Here is a 23,704-nt window from a genome sequence, read left to right on the forward strand (position 1 = left end):
GCGAGCCGGGAGAGGCTTAATAGATCACTTTGTGGCCGTAGCTTTCCAGGATCCCCTTAACGCGATCCATCGTGTCGGCCTTCGGCGGATGAACGCCGTCCAGCTTGTACTCTTCACCCATCGCGATCCATTTGTGTTTACCTAGCTCGTGGTAAGGCAACAGCTCAATCTTCTCGATATTGGTCATATCCTTGGTGAATTCACCGAGCAGATGCGTCGATTTATCATCATCAGACCAGCCCGGCACCACTACGTAGCGGATCCAGGTACGTTGATTACGTTTGGCCAGATAACGAGCAAACTCCAGCGTGCGATGGTTGGAAACTCCCACCAGATTCTGGTGAATATCGTCATTCATCTGTTTCAGATCGAGCATCACCAGGTCGGTGGTATCCAGCAGCTCATCGATCACCGGGTCGTAACGGCGGACAAAACCGTTGGTGTCCAGACAGGTGCTGATCCCTTCCTTGTGACAGGCGCGGAACCAGTCGCGGACAAATTCGGCCTGCAGGATCGCTTCACCACCGGACGCCGTTACGCCGCCGCCGGAAGCGTTCATAAAGTGGCGGTAGGCTACGGTATCGGTCATTAGCTCTTCAACCGTGACCTCTTTACCTCCGTGAGTGTCCCAGGTATCACGGTTATGGCAGTACAGGCAGCGCATCAGGCAACCCTGGAAGAACACGATAAAGCGGATACCAGGGCCATCAACGGTGCCACAGGATTCGAAAGAGTGGATGCGGCCTTTCAAGGACATTGCGGGTTTCTCCAAAATTGACTGTCAAACGCAGTCTAAAATAGGCTGGTAACCGCCAGGCAGGGATCAACGATGTGGCGAAAAAAAGCGCCAGGTAAAACGATTCCTGTTGGCCGGTTACTTACCGGATCACTGTTTTGCCAGCTATCCATGCATTATATACCCTTCGCAGAGTAAGCAGCAGCGTAGATATCTGGCAAAACAGACTCAAGACCAGAGTCAGGGATTACTTAGTAAAAAGGCCGGAATATCCGGCCTTGGTAAGACTTGTTTTGCGGGGCAGAGCGATCCGCCCCGGCGAAACATTGATTAGATTGACTGGGTGAAAGTACGAGTAATCACGTCTTGTTGCTGTTCTTTAGTCAACGAGTTGAAACGTACTGCGTAACCCGATACGCGGATGGTCAGCTGAGGATATTTCTCAGGGTTTTCCATCGCGTCCAGCAGCATTTCACGGTTCATCACGTTCACGTTCAGGTGTTGACCACCTTCGATTGACGCTTCGTGATGGAAGTAACCATCCATCAGACCTGCCAGGTTGGCTTTACGCACGTCGTCGTCTTTACCCAACGCGTTAGGCACGATAGAGAAGGTGTAAGAGATACCATCTTTCGCATAGGCAAACGGCAGTTTGGCTACGGAGGTCAGAGAGGCTACAGCACCTTTCTGATCGCGGCCGTGCATTGGGTTGGCACCAGGACCAAATGGAGCGCCAGCACGACGGCCATCTGGGGTGTTACCGGTTTTCTTACCATAAACCACGTTAGAGGTGATGGTCAGCACGGACTGAGTTGGTACCGCATTACGGTAGGTACGCAGTTTCTGAATTTTCTTCATGAAACGTTCTACCAGGTCACAAGCGATGTCATCTACGCGCGAATCGTTGTTACCGAACTGCGGATATTCACCTTCGACTTTGAAGTCGATAGCCAGGCCGTCTTCGTCACGGATGGTGGATACTTTGGCGTACTTGATGGCAGACAGGGAGTCGGCTGCTACGGACAGACCCGCGATACCACAAGCCATAGTGCGATAAACATCACGGTCATGCAGAGCCATCAGTGCAGCTTCATAGCTGTACTTGTCGTGCATGTAGTGGATGATGTTCAACGAGGTCACATACTGCTTGGCCAGCCAGTCCATGAAGTGGTCCATACGTTCCATGACTTTGTCATAGTCCAGTACGGTGTCCATCATTGGTGCTTCTTTCGGGCCAACCTGCATTTTCAGTTTTTCATCAACGCCGCCGTTGATAGCGTACAACATGGTTTTCGCCAGGTTGGCACGCGCACCGAAGAACTGCATTTGCTTACCGACAATCATCGGGCTGACGCAACAGGCGATGGCATAGTCATCGTTGTTGAAGTCTGGGCGCATCAGATCGTCGTTTTCATACTGTACGGAGGAGGTGTCGATAGACACTTTCGCGGCGTATTTTTTGAAGTTCAACGGCAGTTTTTCAGACCACAGGATGGTCATGTTTGGCTCTGGAGATGGCCCCATGGTGTACAGCGTGTTCAGGAAGCGGAAGCTGTTTTTGGTTACCAGCGTACGACCATCAACACCCATACCTGCCAGGGATTCAGTTGCCCAGATTGGGTCACCAGAGAACAGCTCATCATATTCAGGAGTACGCAGGAAGCGAACCATACGCAGTTTCATGACCAGATGGTCGATCAGTTCTTGCGCCTGCAGTTCGGTCAGTTTACCGGCCTTGATATCGCGCTCAATGAACACGTCCAGGAAGGTAGATACGCGGCCAAAGGACATGGCTGCACCGTTCTGGGATTTCACTGCGGCCAGGTAGCCGAAGTAGGTCCACTGTACGGCTTCTTGAGCAGTGATAGCTGGGCCAGAAATATCGTAGCCGTATTTGGCGGCCATTTCTTTAATCTGACCTAGGGCACGGTGCTGTTCAGCAATTTCTTCACGCAGCTGGATGGTCATTTCCAAGTCTTCGCCGTTTTCCAGGCGGGTCTGCAGAGATTTGAACTGGTTCAGCTTGTCGGCCATCAGGAAGTCGATACCGTACAAGGCAACGCGACGGTAGTCACCGATGATACGGCCACGGCCATACGCATCTGGCAGACCGGTCAGTACGCCAGATTTACGGCAGTTCAGGATGTCTTTGGTGTAAACGTCGAATACGCCCTGGTTGTGGGTTTTACGGTATTCGGTGAACACTTTCTTCACTTGTGGATCCAGTTCACGGCCATAAACCTTGCATGAACCTTCAACCATCTTGATGCCGCCGAATGGGATCAGCGCGCGTTTCAGAGGAGCATCGGTCTGCAAACCAACGATAGTTTCCAGATCTTTGTTGATATAGCCCGCATCATGAGAAGTCACGGTAGAAACGACGTTGGTATCGAAATCAACTGGCGCATGGGTGCGGTTTTCCAGTTTGATCCCTTCCATAACCTTATCCCACAGAGTGGTAGTGGCTTGACTTGCGCCAGCCAGGAAGGATTCATCACCCTCGTAAGGAGTGTAGTTTTTCTGGATGAAGTCACGTACGTTGACTTCTTTCTGCCAGTCACCTTCGCTGAAACCTTGCCAAGCGGTCGCTAACTTCTCGTTAAGTTCGGTCATTATACACCTACCTTCTAATGTGGATTTCTTTGTAAACCCGGCGCCGTGCCAGCCAACAGATTAGTGCTTCTGTTCGCCGCCACGCAGATAAATTACCCAGTAAGTCAACCCAACCAGCAAACCACCACCAATAATGTTGCCAATGGTGACGGGGATCAGGTTGTCGATGATAAAGTTGCTTACGGTCAGATGAGCGAATTGCTCGGGTGCTGCCCCCACGGCTTGCCAAAACTCTGGCGTGGCAAAGTGTTTAACCACAATACCCATAGGGATCATAAACATATTGGCGATACTGTGCTCAAAGCCACTGGCAACAAACATGGCCACCGGCAGGATCATGGCGAACATCTTGTCCATCAGGCTGCGGCCGGAGTAACTCATCCATACGGCCAGGCAAACCATCAGGTTAGCCAGGATACCCAGACAGACGGCTTCGATGAAGGTGTGATGCAGTTTATGGTTGGCGGTTTGCAATACATTCAAACCCCACTGGCCATTAGCCGCCATATACTCACCAGAGAACCAGATCAGAGCGACGAAGAACAGGGCGCCAATCAGGTTGCCGATATAGACGTTTAACCAGTTAAGAGCCAGTTGCCCCCAGGTAATACGCCCGCTGGCTTTGGCAATCACGGTCAGTACGGTGGAGGTAAACAGGTCCGCCCCGCAGACGACGACCAGCATTAACCCCATGGAGAAGCAGATACCACCCACCAGTTTGGCGAGGCCGAAAGGAATGGCGGCGGTGCCGGTGGTCGCTGTGATATAAAAAACAAAGGCGATAGAAATGAACACACCTGCAGTGATCGCTAAATAAAAAGTCGTTAGCGGACGCTTGGTGGCTTTATAAACCCCCGCATCTTCGGCAACTTTCGCCATCGCGGCAGGTAACAGCATATCGAAGGGGTTGTCAGCTCTCACACTAACTCTCGCTCTTAAGGGTTATTACAACACACCGAGATACTAGCAAAGCAGTATAGGGTAAAAATTGACTTGGATCATAACGCGCAGAAGTAAAACGGCTTAAAACCGCAAAATAAGTAAGGGGAATTGACTTATCTTATTGATTTTTGTGCAAAAAATATTTTTTAATGTTTGCAAAAAATTTTGAAGTCAGTGCCGTTTTGGACTGGGAAGGGTTAAATTTTTGTACTTATTGTCGCTTTTTGATGAATAAGCATTAATTGATGGTTAATTAATATTTCACGCCGGCGTAACAATTGGTGATTTAATTACCCTGTTGGCCGATAAGTGCGCTTTTTTAAAAAAACTTCTACGCCATGATTAGCCCGTTTTATGATCTGCGACCGACTCAAGACTGCTTCTTTGGGAGTAACGCCGGTAAAATTCTACCGGCGTATCAATCAGGCTTATGCCTGCGCCCAATGACGGCGTTTGGCGGTTTGCAGTTTTTCGTAAGCCGCCAACAGCGCTTGATGCGCTGGCAGGGCTTTCAATTCACTGTCGATGGCAAACAGGCCGTTGAAGCGCTCTTCGCCGCTCATGGCCGCAGAGGCCGCGTCAACCGCATCCTGACCATACATCTTCACGAAGGCCGTGTGATATTGGGTTGGGTCGCGTTCTGGCTCCAACGCCAACAGCAGCAGCGTCTGCAAGCAACGGTAGTAGTTGCTGCGCTCCGGGGTAAACAGCGAGGCGTTGAACTCCTGCGTCCACTCGGCCCAGATCAGTGCCTGCTCGAGATCGCCGCCGGCCAATGCCAGCATGGATTTCAGTTCGCCAACGCGCAGGGTGTACCAGGCGTTGTCTTTACCAGAGGCAATGCCCAGTAATTCACGTACGCGGGTGAAATCGTCCAGCCCTTCATCATCCAACTGCTGGATCAGCGCCAGATACTCTTCTGGTTCCCATTCGCTGCCCGGCAATTGCAGCAGGGTTTCACGCAGGTGTGCGCCCATGCTGTTGTTTGCCAGCAGCAGATCCTCTGCCGGATAGATGTCGGACATCCCCGGTACGATGATGCGGCAGGCGTAAACGTCCAGGTGCTCGTAATCGGCGATATACACTTCGGCATCTTCTTTATTAAAGATGCTCATCAGGGTGGCGAACTCTTCCTGCGTGCTGCCGCTGAAACGCCAGTCGACAAACGGATAGTCGGCATCCTGTTTGAACAGATCCCAGGAGATCAAACCGCTGGAATCGATGAAGTGAGTTTCCAGGTTGGCGTGCTCGGCTACTTCTTCGTCATCGAAGGTCGGGGCGGTGAACACATCCAGATCTTTCAAGCCGCGGCCTTGCAACAGCTCGGTAACGGTACGCTCCAGTGCGACACCGAAATCGGGGTGAGCACCAAAGGAGGCAAAGCAGGTGCCGTTGGCGGGGTTAAACAACACCACGCAGATCACCGGGTAGTTGCCGCCTAATGAGGCATCATAAGAGAGGATCGGGAAGCCTTCGGCCTCCAGCTTGGCGATCGCCTCAACCACGTCAGGATAGCGGTTCAGCACTTCGCTCGGGATTTCCGGCAGGCTGATGGACTCGGCGATGATGCGGTTTTTTACATAGCGCTCGAACACCTCGGAGAGGCCCTGAACCCGCGCTTCGTTGGCGGTATTGCCAGCGGACATGCCGTTGGACACATACAGGTTGCCGATGATGTTCATCGGAATATAGACGGTCTGCTGATCCGACTGCCGGGTGAAAGGCAGGGCGCAGATGCCACGATCGCTATTGCCAGACTGCAGATCGATCAGATCGCTGGCAGTCAGTTCCTGCTCCGGATCGTAGAAGGCGTGAGTGCGCTCATCCAGGATGCCTTGTGGCAGCGAGTTGTCGGCCGGAACCGGGAACCATTTTTCATTGGGATAGTGAACAAAATCGCCTTCGGCAATCTGTTGGCCCAAATAGAAATCGGCGAAGAAATAGTTGGTCGACAGGCGTTCGAAGTACTCGCCCAGCGCGGAAGCTAGTGCGGCCTTTTTGCTGGCACCCTTACCGTTGGTGAAGCACAGCGGGCAATCGCGATCGCGGATATGCACTGACCAGACGTGTGGCACCGGATTCAGCCAGGAGGCTTCTTCGATATTGAAACCCAGATCGGTTAGTTTCTGCTGAAAACGGGCGATGGAGTCTTCTAGCGCAGCGTCTTTGCCAGGAATAAAAGTTTGCGTCATTGTGTTCACTTATATGGCGTACTAAAAACGCGCAATGATACGAGGTTTTGTTCCCAAGCTCCACGTATTCCGAAAGCCGATCAGAAGTCACAGTTTTTATGGGGATAAAGACGATAATTCAGCGGGTTAACAATAATGGAGAAACGTAATGAAATCAGTGAAACTCAGCGTATTGGCACTGCTGTTGGCCGGGGCTTGCGGCTCGGCACTGGCGTTACCTAATATCACCTTGCTGGCCACTGGCGGCACTATCGCTGGCGGCGGTGACTCTGCCACCAAGTCCAATTACACTGCGGGTAAACTAGGTGTTGAGGCGTTAGTGGATGCCGTGCCGGAGTTGAAAAAGGTGGCCAACGTGCAGGGTGAGCAGGTGGTTAATATCGGTTCCCAGGATATGAATGACGAGGTCTGGCTCAAGCTGGTCAAGAAGATTAACGCGGACTGCGCCAAAACCGATGGCTTCGTGATCACTCACGGTACCGACACGCTGGAGGAGACCGCCTATTTCCTGGATCTCACCGTCAAGTGCGAAAAACCGGTGGTCATTGTCGGGGCGATGCGTCCGGCAACGGCCATGAGTGCCGATGGCCCATTTAACCTGTATAACGCGGTTGTCACGGCTGCCGACCCTCAATCGGCCAAGCGGGGCGTGCTGGTGGTGATGAATGATACGGTGCTTGATGGCCGCGACGTGACCAAAACCAATACCACCGGCGTACAGACTTTCCAATCGCCTAATTTTGGCCCGCTGGGGTACATCCACAACGGCAAAATCGACTACCAACGTTCGCCACAGCGCAAGCACACCAGCGAAACGCCGTTTAACGTCGACCAGATGAGTACGCTGCCGAAGGTCGGTATTATCTATAATTATGCCAACGCGTCCGATGCTCCGGCCAAGGCGCTGATCGCCGAAGGTTATCAAGGGATCGTCAGCGCCGGGGTGGGGAATGGCAACCTGTATAAAACCGTGTTTGATACGCTGGCCACCGCGGCCCATAACGGCGTGGCGGTCGTGCGTTCTTCCCGTGTGCCTACCGGTTCCACCACCGAAGATGCGGAAGTGGATGATACCAAACTCGGTTTTGTGGCTGCTGGCACGCTGAATCCGCAAAAAGCGAGAATTCTGCTGCAGCTGGCATTGACCCAGACCAAAGACGCCAAACAGATCCAGGCGATGTTTAATCAGTATTGATTCCTGACTCAAGTGGGGGCGTAATGTCCCCATTTTCCCCGTCCCGACTAAGCTGTAGGAAATCCCCATTACGCAGGAACGATTTCATGCAGGCATTTGATATCCAAAGAATGGCATTCGACGAGACCACGCCAGAGTTCTTGGCCGAGGTGGCGTTACGCTGCCTGTTCACTTTTTTGCTGGTATTTATCTTTTTAAAAATGACCGGGCGGCGTGGGGTACGCCAAATGTCGCTGTTTGAGGTACTAATCATCCTGACTCTGGGTTCCGCAGCCGGTGACGTCGCGTTTTATCACGATGTTCCTTTGCTACCGGTGCTGATGGTGTTTGTTTCTATCATGGTGATGTATCGCTTTTCCACCTGGCTGATGGATCGTTTTCAAAAACTCCAGACCTGGATGGAGGGCGAGCCGTTGATTCTGGTCAGTGAAGGGCTGTTCGATTGGGACATTCTGTGCCGGGAAAATATCACCCACGATGAGTTCTTTATGGAACTCCGTCAGGCCGGTGTTGAGCACTTAGGGCAGGTGAGATTGGCCATCCTTGAGGTGAACGGCACCATATCGGTGTATTTCTACCCGGATGAGCAGGTACGGCCCGGGTTACCGGTATTACCGGCAAAATGCGTTAAAAGCGTGGTTGAGATTGATGTGGAGGGTGATTATGCCTGCGGGATGTGTAGCCTGATCTCCACCTTGACGCCATCACCGGAACACGACTGCCCACGCTGTGGCAACCGTAAATGGATCGCAGCCCTGTCCCATAGCCGGGTAAGCTGAATACAGCACAAAAAACCGCGTTAACCCGCTGAATACGCCAGTGTCACAGCGTTTTATGGCACAAATAAACCCTGAGGCCGCAGAGCCTGTTATTTGCGGTCTCGTCAGTTTCCCACCCTTGGAACAATAAGCATTGCAGCCGGGTTACGTGAGTGATAAAACCGATAGAGTTGGTTAACATCAGCGTTAACTTCGGGCATATGTCGAAAGCCGGTTTTTACGGCGCACAGTGAATGTGGTGAGGGGAAATGACTCAGGTTTATAATTTTAGCTCAGGCCCGGCGATGCTGCCGGTTGAAGTGTTGCGTCGTGCGGAACAAGAGCTGTGCAACTGGCACGGTCTTGGCACTTCGGTGATGGAAATCAGCCATCGCAGTAAAGAATTCATCGCCGTCGCCGAACAGTCCGAACAGGATCTACGCGATCTGCTGAAAGTCCCCGCCAACTATAAAGTGCTGTTCTGCCACGGTGGTGCCCGCGCGCAATTCGCCGCGTTACCACTGAACCTGTTGGGCGATAACACCACTGCCGACTATATCGATGGCGGCTACTGGGCGCACAGTGCGATCACTGAAGCGGAAAAATACTGCCAGCCGAAGGTGATTGACGTTAAAACCACCGTTGATGGCTTAAGCGGCATCAAGCCGATGAAAGAGTGGCAACTGAGCGATAACGCGGCTTACGTGCACTATTGCCCGAACGAAACCATCGACGGCGTGGCGATTGATGAAACGCCAGACTTTGGCGATAAAGTGGTGATTGGCGATTACTCTTCGACCATCCTTTCCCGTCCGTTGGACGTCAGCCGTTTCGGTGTTATCTATGCGGGCGCACAGAAAAACATTGGTCCTGCTGGCCTGACGCTGGTGATCGTGCGTGAAGATCTACTGGGTAAAGCGCGCCGCGAAGTCCCATCGATCCTGGACTACACCGTGCTGGCAGAAAACGACTCGATGTTCAACACGCCGCCAACCTTCGCCTGGTATCTGTCTGGCCTGGTGTTCAAATGGCTGAAAGAGCAGGGCGGCCTGGTGGAAATGCAAAAGCGCAACCAAGCCAAGGCCGAGTTGCTGTATAGCACCATCGATCAGTCGGACTTCTATCGTAGCCGCGTGGCTGTTGCCAACCGCTCCTGGATGAACGTGCCGTTCCAGCTTGCCGATCCCGCACTGGACAAAGTGTTCCTGAGCGAAGCAGAAGCCATTGGCCTGCAGGCACTGAAGGGCCACCGCGTAGTAGGCGGCATGCGTGCTTCCATCTATAATGCGATGCCGTTGGCGGGCGTGAAGACCCTGACTGACTTTATGGTCGACTTCGAACGCCGCCATGGTTGATGGCCACCGCCCGTACTGAACGGGCGGTCGTACCGCTGTTGTCCTTTTGCATTAAAGCGGCTCCGGCATTATCCCGGGGCCGTTTCGTTTATCAGATTCTGGAGAGTTTTGTTCACATGGTGGATTCCCTGACGTTACAACCGGTTGCTTTGGTCGATGGCACCGTCAACTTACCCGGCTCCAAGAGCGTATCCAATCGGGCTTTGCTACTGGCTGCGCTGGCGCGGGGAACGACCCGGCTGACCAACCTGCTGGACAGTGACGATGTGCGTCATATGCTGAATGCCTTGCAGACACTAGGGGTGAGTTACCAGCTCTCTGACGATCGCACCACCTGTTCCGTTGAGGGCAACGCGGGTCCGTTGGTTGCCACGCAGCCGTTGGAGCTGTTTCTCGGTAATGCCGGTACGGCAATGCGTCCGTTAGCGGCGGCACTGTGCCTGGGAGAGGGCGATGTGGTGTTGACCGGCGAACCACGCATGAAAGAGCGCCCGATTGGCCATCTGGTGGATGCACTACGCCAGGGCGGGGCGCAAATCGATTACCTTGAACAAACCGATTACCCACCTGTGCGCCTGCGTGGTGGCTTCCGCGGCGGTGACGTCAGCGTTGATGGCAGTGTTTCCAGCCAGTTCCTGACCGCCTTGCTGATGATGGCACCGTTGGCGGCCCAAGACACCGCTATCCATATCAAAGGTGAGTTAGTTTCCAAACCTTATATCGATATTACCCTGCACCTGATGAGTACTTTCGGCGTTGAAGTCACGCACGACAACTATCGCGTGTTCCATATCCGTGGGCAGCAGATTTACCGTTCGCCAGGCGACTATCTGGTGGAAGGCGATGCCTCTTCGGCATCCTATTTCCTGGCCGCGGCGGCGATTAAGGGCGGCACCGTGCGCGTTACCGGTATCGGTAAGAAAAGCGTGCAAGGCGATACCAAATTTGCCGACGTGCTGGAAAAAATGGGCGCGCGCATCACCTGGGGCGATGATTTTATCGAGTGCAGCCGCGGCGAGCTAAAAGGCATCGATATGGATATGAACCATATTCCAGATGCGGCGATGACCATTGCCACTACCGCACTGTTCGCGACTGGGCCGACCACCATCCGCAATATCTACAACTGGCGGGTAAAGGAAACCGACCGTCTGGCGGCGATGGCAACAGAACTGCGCAAAGTCGGTGCAGAGGTCGATGAAGGCGAGGATTACATTCATGTCGTACCGCCAAGCCAGCTGCAGTTTGCCGAGATTGGTACCTACAACGATCACCGTATGGCGATGTGTTTCTCGCTGGTGGCACTCTCCGATACGCCAGTGACCATTCTTGATCCGAAGTGCACCGCCAAGACCTTCCCGGACTATTTTGAGCAGCTGGCGCGTATCAGCCAGTTGGCCTAATCTTCTCGATATCCGTTATCAATGGGCCTCGTTTGAGGCCTTTTTTGCGCATTGGTGCCCATCTTTTCGGCAATCAGACAGTTCGCGGTAACAGTAAACTCCACAGGCGCGTATAATACGCCCCCGAATCTGCTCCTACTTGGGCAGACAGCAGGCGTGTTCCTGTGAGGTTTCTACCTGAAGGAGAGAGAAATGACGGCTACAGTTCCGGTGATAACCGTTGATGGGCCAAGTGGTGCAGGCAAAGGCACGCTGTGCAAAGCGCTGGCAGAATCCCTTGGTTGGCGTTTGCTGGATTCCGGCGCGATTTATCGCGTCCTGGCCCTGGCAGCGTTGCACCATCAGGTGGATATCACCTCTGAAGAGGCGTTAGTCCCCTTGGCCGCCCATCTCGACGTCCGCTTTGTTGCTCAGGACGGCAAGCTGCAGGTTATTTTGGAAGGTGAGGACGTCAGTAATGAGATCCGCACCGAAACCGTTGGCAATACGGCTTCGCAAACGGCCGCATTCCCACGAGTTCGTGAGGCGCTGCTGCGCCGCCAACGCGCATTTCGCGAGGCACCGGGCCTGATCGCCGATGGCCGTGACATGGGCACGGTGGTGTTCCCGGATGCGCCGGTTAAAATTTTCCTTGACGCCAGTTCCGAAGAGCGTGCGCATCGTCGCATGCTACAGTTGCAGGAAAAGGGCTTTAATGTTAACTTTGAACGTCTTTTAGCCGAGATAAAGGAACGGGATGACCGTGACCGTAATCGGGCTATTGCGCCACTGGTGCCGGCTCTCGATGCCCTCGTGTTGGATTCTACCAGCATGTCGATCGAGGAAGTGATCCAGCGGGCGTTGGCATATGCACATGAAGTTTTGGCGTTGCCGCAGCAATAAGCGCGGCGGCGTTTTTAGCTTTTTGTTATATTTGTCATCGTACTGCATAGCAGTAACTGAATATATCGGGTAAAATTTTACCCCTGTAACCTAAACCTTGTCGGCAGGAAGCCAATGGCGAGGTATGTGAAACAACCCCATTCGGCGGGATGCTAAATGGACGTTAAACTATAGAACCCTGAAGATTAAACATGACTGAATCTTTCGCTCAACTCTTTGAAGAATCCCTGAAAACAATCGAAACCCGTCCGGGTTCCATCGTTCGTGGTGTTGTTGTTGCTATCGATAAAGATGTCGTACTGGTTGATGCCGGTCTGAAATCTGAATCTGCCATCCCGGCTGAGCAATTCAAAAACGCCCAGGGCGAGCTGGAAATCCAGGTTGGTGACGAAGTTGACGTTGCGCTGGACGCTGTTGAAGATGGCTTCGGTGAAACTCTGCTGTCCCGTGAGAAAGCTAAGCGTCACGAAGCTTGGATCACGCTGGAAAAAGCTTACGAAGAAGCTGAAACTGTCGTCGGTGTTATCAACGGCAAAGTTAAGGGTGGCTTCACTGTAGAGCTGAACGGTATTCGTGCGTTCCTGCCAGGTTCCCTGGTTGACGTGCGTCCAGTTCGCGACACTCTGCACCTGGAAGGCAAAGAGCTTGAGTTCAAAGTCATCAAGCTGGATCAGAAGCGCAACAACGTTGTTGTTTCTCGTCGTGCAGTAATCGAATCCGAAAACAGCGCAGAGCGCGATCAACTGCTGGAAAACCTGCAGGAAGGCATGGAAGTTAAAGGTATCGTTAAGAACCTCACTGACTACGGTGCATTCGTGGATCTGGGCGGCGTTGACGGCCTGCTGCACATCACTGACATGGCTTGGAAACGCGTTAAGCACCCAAGCGAAATTGTCAACGTGGGCGACGAAATCACTGTTAAGGTGCTGAAGTTCGACCGCGAGCGTACTCGTGTATCTCTGGGCCTGAAGCAACTGGGCGAAGATCCATGGGTTGCTATCGCTAAACGCTACCCAGAAGGCACCAAGCTGACTGGTCGTGTAACCAACCTGACTGATTACGGCTGCTTCGTGGAAATCGAAGAAGGCGTTGAAGGTCTGGTACACGTTTCTGAAATGGATTGGACCAACAAAAACATCCATCCGTCCAAAGTTGTTAACGTGGGCGATGTAGTGGAAGTGATGGTTCTGGACATCGATGAAGAGCGTCGTCGTATCTCCCTGGGCCTGAAGCAGTGCAAAAACAACCCATGGCAGCAGTTTGCAGAAACCCACAACAAGGGCGACCGTGTTGAAGGTAAAATCAAGTCTATCACTGACTTCGGTATCTTCATCGGCCTGGACGGCGGCATCGACGGCCTGGTTCACCTGTCTGACATCTCCTGGAACGTTGCAGGCGAAGAAGCAGTTCGTGAATACAAGAAAGGCGACGAAATCGCAGCTGTGGTTCTGCAAGTTGACGCAGAGCGCGAGCGTATCTCCCTGGGCGTGAAGCAACTGGCTGAAGATCCGTTCAATAACTACCTGTCTATGAACAAGAAAGGTACTATTGTTACTGGTAAAGTCACTGCAGTTGACGCCAAAGGTGCTACAGTTGAATTAGCAGGCGGCGTAGAAGGTTACCTGCGTGCTTCTGAAGCCTCTCGCGACCGTATTGAAGACGCAACTCTGGTTCTGAACGTTGGTGACGAAGTTGAAGCTAAATTCACTGGCGTTGACCGTAAGAACCGCGTTGTAAGCCTGTCCGTCCGTGCGAAGGACGAAGCTGACGAGAAAGATGCAATTGCTACGGTTAACAACAGCAAACCGGAAGAAAGCAACTTCTCTAACGCTATGGCTGAAGCCTTCAAAGCGGCTAAAGGCGAGTAATGACGGGGGGCGGTTTCTGACCGCCCCGATACGGTAGTTTAGCTGCAAAGCTTGGAGGAACTATGACCAAGTCTGAACTTATTGAAAGACTTGCTGGCCAGCAATCTCATATTCCGGCGAAGGCCGTTGAGGATGCAGTGAAAGAGATGCTCGAACACATGGCAGCTACGCTAGCCGAGGGTGAGCGCATTGAGATCCGCGGATTCGGCAGTTTTTCTCTTCACTACCGTGCTCCGCGCGTCGGCCGTAACCCTAAAACGGGTGATAAAGTTGAGTTGGACGGCAAGTACGTTCCTCACTTCAAGCCAGGTAAAGAGTTGCGTGACCGTGCCAATATCTATGGCTAGTCGCTGACCACCCATAGTGTTGTTGCTTGTAAAGAATATAAAACGGTGCCTTAGGGTGCCGTTTTTTTTCGGCTGTAAAATCGTCCATACCTGCCAAAATTTGCGATCCAGTACGCAACCTTTCCTGCAAATACCAAATAGCCAACCGATTGTTTTCGAGATACTTTCCTGGATAGCAAACTGCAACTGGCAGTTACCCGCCTGAGAAGTAACATTGGTTGCAGGATAAACTTGGCAAGGAGCGCGGAAATCAGGATTTCGCTGGATAGGGCCGCCATCGCTTTGGTGATGGGGATGCTGCCAATACTGTTTTTGCCCCAATTACCGCCGTGGCCTTTATTGTTGGGGCTAACCGTTGTGGCTCTGCGGTTGTGGCGACATAAACCTAACCCATGGAGTCAGGCATTGTGCTGCTGCCTGCTGGGTTTTATCTACGCCACTGGCAGTGCCAGCCTAGTGATGCAGCAAGTCGCAACGTTGACGACCAGCGGTGATAAAGCCGTGATTGCTTCCGTGCGTAGCATTTTGCTGGACGGGGGGGAAACGCCACAGGTTCAACTGCGTATTGAGCAGGTTAGCGGGCGCTGGCTGGTTCCTGCGTTGTCCTTTTCGGCAAACTGGCGCGGCGGAAAGCCCTGTGCCGGGCAACGTTGGGCAATGAAGGTTCGTTTCCGCCCGGTACACAGCAGCCTGAATGAAGGGGGTTTCGACGGGCAGCGTTGGGCTATTGCTAATCGGCAACCGCTGCGTGGCTTTATACGTTCCGCCACGGTACTGGATAAGGGTTGTAACTGGCGCCAGCAGATCGTCACGCAGATGGATCAATCGCTCATGCCGCTGACGCAACGCCCAGTGTTGCTGGCGCTGGCGTTTGGTGAGCGGGCTCTGATGGCTAATGATCTGCGTGGGCAACTGATGAAAACCGGCGTGGCTCACCTGATGGCCATTTCTGGCCTGCATATTTCCCTTGCCGCCGCCTTTGCCTGGGGGTTGGCGCGTGGCATACAGTATTTATTGCCCGCGCGTTACATCGGCTACCGTTTGCCGCTGGTCGTCAGTTGGTTGATGGCGCTATGCTATGTGTGGCTGGCGGGTGGGCAACCTCCAGCAATGCGAGCCTTTATTGCCTTGTCGCTGTGGTTCTGGTTGCGCCTCAACGGCGTTTCCTGCACTTCCTGGCAAATCTGGTTGTGGTGTATCAGCCTGCTGTTGCTTTGCGATCCGATGTCGGTGCTTTCGGACAGTTTTTGGCTCTCCGCCCTGGCGGTTGCGGCCTTAATCTTTTGGTTTGAATGGGCACCGTTGCCAAGGCGTTTTAGCGCAGCTTGGGGCTGGGCCCCTTTGCGTTGGCTACACATTCAACTGGGGATGACGCTGTTGTTGATGCCGTTACAATTTGGTCTGTTTCAAGGAGTAAGTTGGACATCGCTACCCGCCAACCTTTGGGCGGTACCCATCGTTTCTCTGCTGTCGGTTCCGTTGATATTGTTGGCATTGATGTTGTTTTTTGTTCCGCCGGTAAGCTATTGGTGTTGGCAATTGGCCGATCTTACCGTTAGTTGGGCCCTATGGCCGCTACCCTGGCTGGAACAAGGGTGGCTACAGGTTGGGGCTGCCTTGCTGCAATTTAGCGCCCTTGGCTGGTTAGCCGTGGTCTGCTGGCGGTTTCGTTGGTGGTTTCACTTTCCCGTTGGCTGCGCCGTAGTGGTGTTAGGTTGCCTGCTTTGGCGGGAAAGGTCGCCAGATTATCGCTGGCGGGTCGATATGATCGATGTGGGGCACGGCCTGGCGGTGGTAATAGAGCGGCAAGGCAAGGCCGTTATCTTTGATACGGGCAACCGCTGGCAGACCTCCAGCGCGGCAGAGCGGATGATTTTGCCCTTATTACGCTGGCGGCAGATCTCGCTGGAGCAAATCGTCATCAGCCATAGCCATCTGGATCATATCGGCGGGTTACAAGTGCTAACAGCGGCGTTTCCACAGGCCAGCGTGCGTACGCCGATCGTCAACGTAGGTCACCTGCCTTGCGTACAAGGGCAACGGTGGGTTTGGCAAGAGCTAAACTTTCAGGTGCTGTGGCCGCCGGAGCGGAAAGAACAAGCGGGTAACGATGATTCCTGCGTAGTGCGCGTCGATGATGGCAGGTTCAGCCTGTTGCTGACGGGTGATATTGAACGTCGGGCCGAGCAGGCTTTGCTGAAACAACGTGCGAATTTACCCAGCACTATCCTTCAAGTACCTCATCACGGCAGCAAGACCTCTTCAACGCCGCCATTTTTGCGTGCCGTTGCCCCTGAACTGGCATTGGCTTCAGCTTCTCGCTACAACGTCTGGCGATTACCGGCAGCAAAAGTAGTCAAACGCTATCGGGAAAACGCGATTAGCTGGCGTGATACGGCCCGCTCAGGGCAGCTCAGCGTGTTTTTTTATCGCAATGATTGGCAAGTTAAAGGCTTTCGCGAACAACTAAATCCGCGTTGGTATCATCAGTGGTTTGGCGTTGAGGGGGATAATGAGTAGAATGGGCCGCTATTTCTTCCGATGCTGGTATTTGCATGATGAATGATAAAGATCTCTCCACCTGGCAGACATTCCGTCGCCTCTGGCCGATGATCACTCCTTTTAAAACCGGTTTGGTGGTAGCTGCCGTAGCGCTGGTTTTAAACGCCGCGGGTGACACGTTAATGCTGTCCCTGCTCAAACCGTTATTAGATGACTTTGGTAAAGTCGATAGCCGAGTCTTGCATTGGATGCCGCTGGTCGTAATTGGCCTGATGCTGATGCGTGGCATCACCAGCTATGTCTCCAGCTATTGTATTTCCTGGGTATCAGGCATGGTAGTGATGCAGATGCGCCGTCGTCTGTTCGGCCATATGATGAGAATGCCGGTCGCCTTTTTTGACCAGCAATCAACAGGAACCCTGCTTTCACGTATTACCTACGACTCTGAACAGGTAGCTTCATCCTCTTCCAGCGCGTTGGTTACCGTAGTGCGTGAAGGGGCCTCGATCATCGGCCTGTTCATCATGATGTTTTATTACAGCTGGCAGCTTTCGCTGATCCTGATCGTGTTGGCACCTATTGTCTCCTTCGCGATCCGCCTGGTCTCCAAGCGTTTCCGCAATATCAGTAAAAATATGCAAAACACCATGGGGCAGGTGACGACCAGTGCAGAGCAGATGCTGAAAGGGCATAAAGAAGTGCTGATTTTTGGTGGCCAACAGGTGGAAACCGATCGCTTCAACACCGTCAGTAACCGCATGCGTCAGCAGGGGATGAAGCTGGTTTCGGCTTCTTCTATTGCCGATCCGATTATTCAGTTGATCGCCTCATTGGCATTGGCGTTTGTGCTGTTTGCAGCAAGCTTCCCTAGCGTTATGGATACGCTGACAGCCGGTACCATTACCGTGGTGTTCTCCTCCATGATTGCCTTGATGCGCCCACTGAAATCCTTGACCAACGTGAATGCCCAGTTCCAGCGTGGGATGGCGGCCTGCCAGACGTTGTTCTCTATCCTGGATCTGGAACAGGAAAAGGATACCGGTACCCGTCAGGTTGAGCGTGCCAAAGGAGATATTGAATTCCGTCATGTGACCTTTGCTTATCCTGGGCGTGAGATCCCGGCGCTGCGTGATATCAATCTGAGCATTTCAGAAGGTAAAACGGTGGCGTTGGTTGGCCGTTCTGGTTCGGGCAAATCGACGATTGCTAACCTGTTGACGCGCTTCTACGACGTGCAGGAAGGGCAGATCCTGATGGATGGCCACGATCTGCGGGAATATACCCTGGCCTCGCTGCGCGATCAGGTTGCCCTGGTTTCACAGAACGTACACCTGTTCAATGACACCATTGCCAACAACATTGCCTATGCTCGTGAAGAGCGCTACAGCCGTGAAGAGATTGAGAAAGCGGCGCGTATGGCCTATGCCACCGACTTCATTGATAAAATGGAGCATGGTCTGGATACGGTGATAGGCGAAAACGGCGTGATGCTTTCCGGTGGGCAGCGTCAGCGTATTGCCATCGCTCGTGCCTTGCTGCGAGATTGCCCAATCCTGATCCTGGATGAGGCCACCTCCGCGCTGGATACCGAATCCGAACGTGCGATCCAGGCAGCTTTGGACGAACTGCAAAAAAACCGTACCTCATTGGTGATTGCCCACCGCCTGTCGACCATCGAGAAAGCTGATGAGATCCTGGTGGTTGAAGATGGGCGTATCGTTGAACGTGGCCAGCATGCCGAGTTGATCGAGCATAAAGGGGCCTACGCACAACTTCACCGCATGCAGTTTGGTCAGTAATGATAGAGCGCATCTGGTCCGGTAGTTCACTGGTTTACCTGCTGCTGTTGCCGCTCTCCTGGCTGTATGGCCTGGTGAGCGGCCTGATCCGCCTTAGCTACCGCTGTGGTCTGCGCAAGAGTTGGCGTGCGCCAGTGCCGGTGGTTATCGTGGGGAATCTCACGGCGGGTGGCAACGGTAAAACACCGATGGTGATCTGGCTGGTTGAGCAACTGCAACAGCGTGGCTACCGGGTCGGCGTGGTTTCCAGAGGCTATGGCGGCAAGTCGGCAGTCTATCCGCTAGTGCTGGATGCTCAGACTACGACCCGGCAGGCCGGTGATGAACCCGTGCTGATTTATCAACGCACCGGGGCGCCGGTGGCTATTTCGCCAAAGCGTGCCGAAGCGGTGCAAGCCTTATTGAACCAAGGTGAGCTGGATTTGATCATCACCGACGATGGCCTTCAGCACTATGCTTTACAGCGTGATTTTGAGCTGGTGGTGATCGATGGCGTTCGTCGCTTCGGCAATGGCTGGTGGCTACCTGCTGGCCCGATGCGTGAGCGTGTGGCCCGCTTAAAAACGGTGGATGCCTGTGTGGCAAATGGCGGTGTTGCCCAGCCGGGGGAGATCGCCATGAAACTCCAGGCACAGGATGCGGTAAATATCGCCAGCGGTGAACGCCGCCCGGCGATCGCATTGCCCCATGTAGTGGCGATGGCAGGGATCGGTCATCCCCCAAGGTTTTTCGCCACGCTAGAAAAGTTGGGGGTTGAGGCCGATCGTGAGATTGCCTTTGCCGATCACCAGGAATACAACCACGGGCAGTTAGCCGCACTGGTGAGTCAGGGCCAAACGCTGCTGATGACCGAGAAGGATGCGGTGAAATGCCGTGCCTTTGCCCAGCCTGATTGGTGGTATCTGCCGGTTGAAGCGGTACTTCCCACCGAGCAGGCCGAGCAACTGTTGCAAGGGATCCAGAAGTTAATCAAATAACCTAAGCTTCCAAAGCGCGCAACCCCAAGGCTTGCGCACAAGCTTGCAGTGAGCGCTGCTGCGTTTGCTGATAAAGCTTCAATTCATCAATGACGTCTGCCCCTAATGCCTGTTCAAACACCGCACGGCTTGATGCCGTCGCGTATTGCACATGGCGGCTATCCCCCAGATTAGACTGAAAAATGCCGGCGGCGCTGACCGGCAGGAAATCCTCATACACCAGCGGCTGGAAGCGGATGTAGTCCAGAGCGATGAGCTGTTCGAGCGTACTGTGCTGCTCAACGGTGTCTTTAGCCGCCAGCCCGCATTCGGTAGGGAAATAGCGGAACCAGGCTAGTTGTTGCACGCGTAGTGCGTTGTAATCATCCGGGAAGGCCCGGAAATGTTCTGCCAGCAGTTGGTAATAACGCGGAGCGTTATCTTCCGTGGCCGGAACTTGTAATGCATCCTGGGTGGTCTGCAGCAGGCGATCGTAAAGCGCTCGCCCTTTGGCGGTCAGGGCTACGCCCCGTTGCTCAATCTCACCGAAACGCGCGGTGTGATGCCCCACAACCTGATGACCGTCAGGTTCAATAAACAGGACTTGTTCCTCTAACGCTTTGAAACTGGTCTGGCGTAACAGAATTGGGCAGTGGCGCGTAGGCGGGCCTTCGATCACCGCTTTGGGCGGGATCCCGCGTTCCGGCATTGCCGCCTGTACCCGATCAATATCCAGCGTTCTTGGTGTCAAGTGGTTGATATGTGGCCCTTTGAAGGCGACGATATCGGCGATCAGGCGATGTTGATTGTGCAACTGTTGATACTCGCTGGCGCTGACGGTGGACAAACGGTGCCAACGGAAGGTTTCGAGCGCCTGGGCAACGAATTCTTGCGCTTGCTCGGTATCCAGCCCGCCCTGAGCTTCATGTAACGCCATTAGTTCCAAAGCCCGCTTGGTAAAAATGCAGCGGCGATCCAGTAGCCGTTGTACCAGCTCGCGCAGCGCCACATTCTCAATCAGTTCCAGTCGTAGCAACGAGGTGAAGATGCGAAATGGGCTGACTTGCAGATCGGCTTCATGTACGGCACGAAAGGCGGTGGAATGGACAGGGACGCCGGCAGCGGTCAGATCGTAATAACCCACCGGCGACATCCCCATTACGGCAAACAGCCGCCGTAAAGTTTGCAATTCGGCCGCCGTACCGACACGGATAGCGCCGTGGCGCTCCATCGATAATCGACCGATTTCGCCGGTAATCTGTAACCCATGGGCCAAGGTTGAGTCTTCACTTAGCACCTGCCGGTTGGTTTCTGCGACCAGGTCGATTAATTCACCGTAAAGTGGCACCTCTTGTTGATACATGGCCGACATTGCCAGGGAAAATTTGGCGCGAATTTCATTCGGCGAGACGAAGTGCTGGTCGATCATACTGCTAGCTCCTTAGCTCAATAAAACTGAAAAGTGTGGTTTAGGCCGCCAATAGTGCTGGCTAGATGACCACTCACCGTGTTTTTGACTCAAGTCTAGTCAGTTGGTTCGTGATTTGTTATCGATTGACTAACGATATTAGTGTTTTATGCGTTAGCTCTCATTTGCAGGCATAACCCCAAGTGGTGAGTGATGAGCGAAATACTCCATCAATGAGTTTAAAATAAGAGAAATTTAAATTATTAAAATCAGCAAGATGGGAATCTTCTGGGCGGATGTAGTTAAAAAGTGTGATAAACCTCTTGTCTTGATGATGAGTTTATGAGTAAATGCATATCGGCCTGTGATGCAGAGCTATTTATGTACGAGTATAGAGTAAGTAGTTTCTCCCAAGACGTTATCATCTGATTCCGCTTCAAAGACGAACCTCCTAAGTACCTCCCATAAGTAATGATTCTGAAAAACGGCCACATTGCCATAGGGCAGGTTTTGTAAATATTTAAAAGGTAATAGTAATGTCTAAGAAGACTGGTCAGGTTAAGTGGTTCAACGAAAGTAAAGGTTTTGGTTTCATTGAACAACAAGATGGCGGCAAAGATGTATTCGTACACTTCTCTGCAATCATGACCGAAGGTTTCAAGACTCTGGCAGAAGGCCAGCGTGTTGAGTATACCATTCAGGACAGCCCGCGCGGGCCGGCTGCCGCCAACGTTGTTGCTCTGTAAGTTTACAGGGAATAGCGTATAGAGAGCTTAATACAACCATAATGACGCGTTTATGCTGAGTTATGCGGAAGATATTGAGTTCAACCAGCCCGCCGTAGTGCGGGTTTTTTAATTTTTGCTCACGAGAGGTTTGTTACGAAAAACTTTAGGATGGGCTGGTAGCGTCCCAACAATAACAAAAATAACGTTGTTAAGGATGCTCAAGTGAAAGGATATAAAAATATGTTTAAGAATACAGTACTAAAAATGGGCCACGTGAAATGGTTTGATCAGGCTCAAGGCTATGGTTTTATTTCACCGGTCGATGGTAGTGACGAAATTTATGTTAGCCGCCGTGCTATCGCCAATACCAAGAACAAGTCATTAAACGAAGGTCAGAACGTCGAGTTCTCGATCTATCGTAGCTCTCACGGGCTGTCAGCGGCAGACGTTATCGCGTTCTGACCCAAACTTTCCTCGCCAGTGCCGGTGCCGCCACCCCACGCACTGGCGAAGAAAACTTCCCCAGGATCCTCTATCATCAGGCCATTGCTCAATGACCTTGGATATCAGGATGCCAATCCCCGTTATTTCGCTTTCCTCTGCCCGCGCGCTTCATCTTGCCGCTCAAGGGCTGCTATCCCCAATCAAACGCCAGGCTCGCCCCGATGATATGGTTACCGCCATCGATCGTATGGGGTTGCTGCAAATTGACACCATCAGTGTGGTGGCCCGCAGTCCTTACCTGGTGCTATTCAGCCGCCTGGGCGATTATCGGCCAGAATGGCTGGAACAGGCTTTGGCTAGCCGCAAACTGTTCGAGTACTGGGCGCACGAAGCCTGTTTTCTCCCCATCGATGACTTTGGTTTGTTACGCCACCGCATGCTGCAACCGCAGGGGATGGGGTGGAAATACTCGCAGGAATGGGTGCAACAGCACCAGCAGGCTATCGATGAACTGCTACAGCATATCGCGGTGCAGGGGCCGGTGCGTTCGGCCGATTTCAGCGCCGAAAAGAAAGGCGCTAACGGCTGGTGGGATTGGAAGCCGGAAAAGCGTCATCTGGAAATTCTGTTTACCTCTGGCAAGTTGATGGTGGCTGAACGCCGTAATTTTCACCGTGTCTACGATCTTACCGAACGTTTATTGCCGCAGTGGGATGATGATGTGCATGCCTTATCTCAGGCGACAGCGCAGCTACAGATGCTCACCCGCAGTTGCCGCTATCTCGGCGTGTTTAAAGCCGAATGGCTGGCGGATTATTACCGCTTAAAACGTGTTGCCCCCAAACCGTTGCTGGCAACGTTATTACAGCAGGGGGAGATCTCCCAGGTTGCTATCAACGGATTGGCAGGCGAATTTTATGTCCACCGGTCGCTGGCGGTCGAGTTGGCGCTGGCGGAACAAGGGAAGTTGAAATCCACGGTAACCTGTCTGCTGTCTCCTTTTGATCCGGTGGTGTGGGATCGGCGGCGTGCGCTGGAACTGTTCAACTTTGACTATCGGCTGGAATGCTACACGCCAAAAGAAAAACGCCAGTACGGCTATTTCACCTTGCCGCTGTTGCAGCGGGGCGAACTGATTGGCCGGGTGGATGCGAAAATGCACCGCAAGCTGGGCGTGTTTGAAGTAATCAGTTTCCATCTTGAATCTGGGGTCAAGCTGGGCAAGCAGCGTTGTCAGGATATTCGTCAGGCAATCACCCGTACGGCGAAATGGCACGGGGCGCAGCAGATTTCGCTGGGCGATGTTCCGGCGCTGCTGGCCTCAGAGTGGGGGCAGGGCTGGGAAGTAGAATAACTAACGCCCCTCGCCCTAAGCTTTGTTAGTTGCTGTAGTTGGCAAACAGCGCGATGATTTTATGAAGACGTTTGATCATTTGCATATTCTCATTTTTTTGTGATGTAAATCACAAAAAATTCTACGCTGGCTGATAGGTCGATTCAACCCCCGCAGAAAAATTTACCGCTCGGCAACCGTCTGAGCAAATCAGGCGGTGATTAACCGGCCTCATGGCGTTAT

Annotated in this window: 18 protein-coding genes; 13 read left to right on the plus strand and 5 right to left on the minus strand. The window is 53.0% G+C overall.

Annotation, left to right across the window (positions count from 1 at the left end):
• Nucleotides 1-16: 16 nt before the first annotated feature.
• The 4 genes from pflA to ycaO form a co-directional block, all read right to left on the minus strand.
• A complete protein-coding gene (gene pflA, locus KAJ71_RS15660; RefSeq protein WP_024484611.1) occupies nucleotides 17-757 on the minus strand; it encodes a pyruvate formate lyase 1-activating protein in 741 nt (246 codons plus the stop codon).
• A gap of 309 nt (nucleotides 758-1,066) precedes the next feature.
• Nucleotides 1,067-3,349 (minus strand): formate C-acetyltransferase, encoded by a 2,283-nt coding sequence (pflB, locus tag KAJ71_RS15665; protein WP_248946595.1) that lies wholly within the window; start codon nucleotides 3,347-3,349, stop codon nucleotides 1,067-1,069.
• Between the two features lie 60 nt (nucleotides 3,350-3,409).
• Nucleotides 3,410-4,270, minus strand: coding sequence for a formate transporter FocA (gene focA, locus KAJ71_RS15670; RefSeq protein ID WP_248946596.1), 861 nt, complete (start codon nucleotides 4,268-4,270; stop codon nucleotides 3,410-3,412).
• A gap of 449 nt (nucleotides 4,271-4,719) precedes the next feature.
• Nucleotides 4,720-6,483, minus strand: a complete 1,764-nt coding sequence (gene ycaO, locus KAJ71_RS15675; RefSeq protein WP_248946597.1) for a 30S ribosomal protein S12 methylthiotransferase accessory factor YcaO — start codon at nucleotides 6,481-6,483, stop codon at nucleotides 4,720-4,722.
• A 148-nt stretch (nucleotides 6,484-6,631) separates the two neighbouring features.
• Between ycaO and ansB the strand changes: the two genes are divergently transcribed.
• The 10 genes from ansB (at nucleotide 6,632) to lpxK (ending at nucleotide 19,569) form a co-directional block, all read left to right on the plus strand.
• Nucleotides 6,632-7,678, plus strand: a complete 1,047-nt coding sequence (gene ansB / locus KAJ71_RS15680; protein ID WP_248946598.1) for an L-asparaginase 2 — start codon at nucleotides 6,632-6,634, stop codon at nucleotides 7,676-7,678.
• An 86-nt stretch (nucleotides 7,679-7,764) separates the two neighbouring features.
• Nucleotides 7,765-8,457 (plus strand): DUF421 domain-containing protein, encoded by a 693-nt coding sequence (locus tag KAJ71_RS15685; protein ID WP_248946599.1) that lies wholly within the window; start codon nucleotides 7,765-7,767, stop codon nucleotides 8,455-8,457.
• Between the two features lie 248 nt (nucleotides 8,458-8,705).
• Nucleotides 8,706-9,791 carry a 3-phosphoserine/phosphohydroxythreonine transaminase gene (serC, locus tag KAJ71_RS15690; RefSeq protein ID WP_248946600.1) on the plus strand — a complete coding sequence of 362 codons (1,086 nt, stop codon included), beginning with the start codon at nucleotides 8,706-8,708 and terminating at the stop codon, nucleotides 9,789-9,791.
• 116 nt (nucleotides 9,792-9,907) lie between these two features.
• Nucleotides 9,908-11,194, plus strand: a complete 1,287-nt coding sequence (aroA, locus tag KAJ71_RS15695) for a 3-phosphoshikimate 1-carboxyvinyltransferase (protein ID WP_248946601.1) — start codon at nucleotides 9,908-9,910, stop codon at nucleotides 11,192-11,194.
• Between the two features lie 192 nt (nucleotides 11,195-11,386).
• A complete protein-coding gene (cmk, locus tag KAJ71_RS15700; RefSeq protein ID WP_021804920.1) occupies nucleotides 11,387-12,076 on the plus strand; it encodes a (d)CMP kinase in 690 nt (229 codons plus the stop codon).
• A 191-nt stretch (nucleotides 12,077-12,267) separates the two neighbouring features.
• Nucleotides 12,268-13,944, plus strand: a complete 1,677-nt coding sequence (rpsA, locus tag KAJ71_RS15705) for a 30S ribosomal protein S1 (RefSeq protein WP_248946602.1) — start codon at nucleotides 12,268-12,270, stop codon at nucleotides 13,942-13,944.
• A gap of 62 nt (nucleotides 13,945-14,006) precedes the next feature.
• On the plus strand, nucleotides 14,007-14,291 hold the full coding sequence (gene ihfB, locus KAJ71_RS15710) for an integration host factor subunit beta (protein WP_004928264.1): 285 nt from the start codon (nucleotides 14,007-14,009) through the stop codon (nucleotides 14,289-14,291).
• A gap of 231 nt (nucleotides 14,292-14,522) precedes the next feature.
• Complete coding sequence (locus KAJ71_RS15715) at nucleotides 14,523-16,811, plus strand: ComEC family protein (RefSeq protein WP_283106794.1); 2,289 nt, start codon at nucleotides 14,523-14,525, stop codon at nucleotides 16,809-16,811.
• Between the two features lie 35 nt (nucleotides 16,812-16,846).
• Nucleotides 16,847-18,592 (plus strand): lipid A ABC transporter ATP-binding protein/permease MsbA, encoded by a 1,746-nt coding sequence (msbA, locus tag KAJ71_RS15720; RefSeq protein ID WP_248946603.1) that lies wholly within the window; start codon nucleotides 16,847-16,849, stop codon nucleotides 18,590-18,592.
• Nucleotides 18,592-19,569, plus strand: coding sequence for a tetraacyldisaccharide 4'-kinase (gene lpxK, locus KAJ71_RS15725; protein WP_248946604.1), 978 nt, complete (start codon nucleotides 18,592-18,594; stop codon nucleotides 19,567-19,569). Before msbA ends, lpxK begins: the two co-directional genes overlap by 1 nt.
• A gap of 1 nt (nucleotide 19,570) precedes the next feature.
• On the opposite strand, the gene hglS is transcribed toward lpxK, so the two are convergent.
• A complete protein-coding gene (hglS, locus tag KAJ71_RS15730; protein ID WP_248946605.1) occupies nucleotides 19,571-20,977 on the minus strand; it encodes a 2-oxoadipate dioxygenase/decarboxylase HglS in 1,407 nt (468 codons plus the stop codon).
• A 515-nt stretch (nucleotides 20,978-21,492) separates the two neighbouring features.
• Between hglS and cspE the strand changes: the two genes are divergently transcribed.
• The 3 genes from cspE to KAJ71_RS15745 all read left to right on the plus strand — a co-directional run bounded on the left by cspE (nucleotide 21,493) and on the right by KAJ71_RS15745 (nucleotide 23,482).
• Nucleotides 21,493-21,702 carry a transcription antiterminator/RNA stability regulator CspE gene (gene cspE / locus KAJ71_RS15735; protein WP_021804914.1) on the plus strand — a complete coding sequence of 70 codons (210 nt, stop codon included), beginning with the start codon at nucleotides 21,493-21,495 and terminating at the stop codon, nucleotides 21,700-21,702.
• A 222-nt stretch (nucleotides 21,703-21,924) separates the two neighbouring features.
• Nucleotides 21,925-22,146, plus strand: coding sequence for a cold-shock protein (locus tag KAJ71_RS15740; protein ID WP_025119391.1), 222 nt, complete (start codon nucleotides 21,925-21,927; stop codon nucleotides 22,144-22,146).
• Nucleotides 22,147-22,255: 109 nt separating this feature from the next.
• Nucleotides 22,256-23,482, plus strand: coding sequence for a winged helix-turn-helix domain-containing protein (locus KAJ71_RS15745; protein WP_248946606.1), 1,227 nt, complete (start codon nucleotides 22,256-22,258; stop codon nucleotides 23,480-23,482).
• Nucleotides 23,483-23,704: the final 222 nt, after the last annotated feature.

This window comes from Serratia silvae (genome assembly GCF_023282985.1).
Classification (GTDB): Bacteria; Pseudomonadota; Gammaproteobacteria; order Enterobacterales; family Enterobacteriaceae; genus Chania; species Chania silvae.

Excerpts from the sequence above, each read along its gene's own strand:
- ansB (WP_248946598.1), top strand. The coding sequence starts at position 6,632 with ATGAAATCAGTGAAACTCAGCGTATTGGCACTGCTGTTGGCCGGGGCT.
- serC (WP_248946600.1), top strand. The coding sequence starts at position 8,706 with ATGACTCAGGTTTATAATTTTAGCTCAGGCCCGGCGATGCTGCCGGTT.
- hglS (WP_248946605.1), bottom strand. The coding sequence starts at position 20,977 with ATGATCGACCAGCACTTCGTCTCGCCGAATGAAATTCGCGCCAAATTT.
- ihfB (WP_004928264.1), top strand. The coding sequence starts at position 14,007 with ATGACCAAGTCTGAACTTATTGAAAGACTTGCTGGCCAGCAATCTCAT.
- cmk (WP_021804920.1), top strand. The coding sequence starts at position 11,387 with ATGACGGCTACAGTTCCGGTGATAACCGTTGATGGGCCAAGTGGTGCA.
- pflA (WP_024484611.1), bottom strand. The coding sequence starts at position 757 with ATGTCCTTGAAAGGCCGCATCCACTCTTTCGAATCCTGTGGCACCGTT.
- lpxK (WP_248946604.1), top strand. The coding sequence starts at position 18,592 with ATGATAGAGCGCATCTGGTCCGGTAGTTCACTGGTTTACCTGCTGCTG.
- pflB (WP_248946595.1), bottom strand. The coding sequence starts at position 3,349 with ATGACCGAACTTAACGAGAAGTTAGCGACCGCTTGGCAAGGTTTCAGC.
- rpsA (WP_248946602.1), top strand. The coding sequence starts at position 12,268 with ATGACTGAATCTTTCGCTCAACTCTTTGAAGAATCCCTGAAAACAATC.
- ycaO (WP_248946597.1), bottom strand. The coding sequence starts at position 6,483 with ATGACGCAAACTTTTATTCCTGGCAAAGACGCTGCGCTAGAAGACTCC.
- aroA (WP_248946601.1), top strand. The coding sequence starts at position 9,908 with ATGGTGGATTCCCTGACGTTACAACCGGTTGCTTTGGTCGATGGCACC.
- KAJ71_RS15745 (WP_248946606.1), top strand. The coding sequence starts at position 22,256 with ATGCCAATCCCCGTTATTTCGCTTTCCTCTGCCCGCGCGCTTCATCTT.
- cspE (WP_021804914.1), top strand. The coding sequence starts at position 21,493 with ATGTCTAAGAAGACTGGTCAGGTTAAGTGGTTCAACGAAAGTAAAGGT.
- KAJ71_RS15685 (WP_248946599.1), top strand. The coding sequence starts at position 7,765 with ATGCAGGCATTTGATATCCAAAGAATGGCATTCGACGAGACCACGCCA.
- msbA (WP_248946603.1), top strand. The coding sequence starts at position 16,847 with ATGATGAATGATAAAGATCTCTCCACCTGGCAGACATTCCGTCGCCTC.
- KAJ71_RS15740 (WP_025119391.1), top strand. The coding sequence starts at position 21,925 with ATGTTTAAGAATACAGTACTAAAAATGGGCCACGTGAAATGGTTTGAT.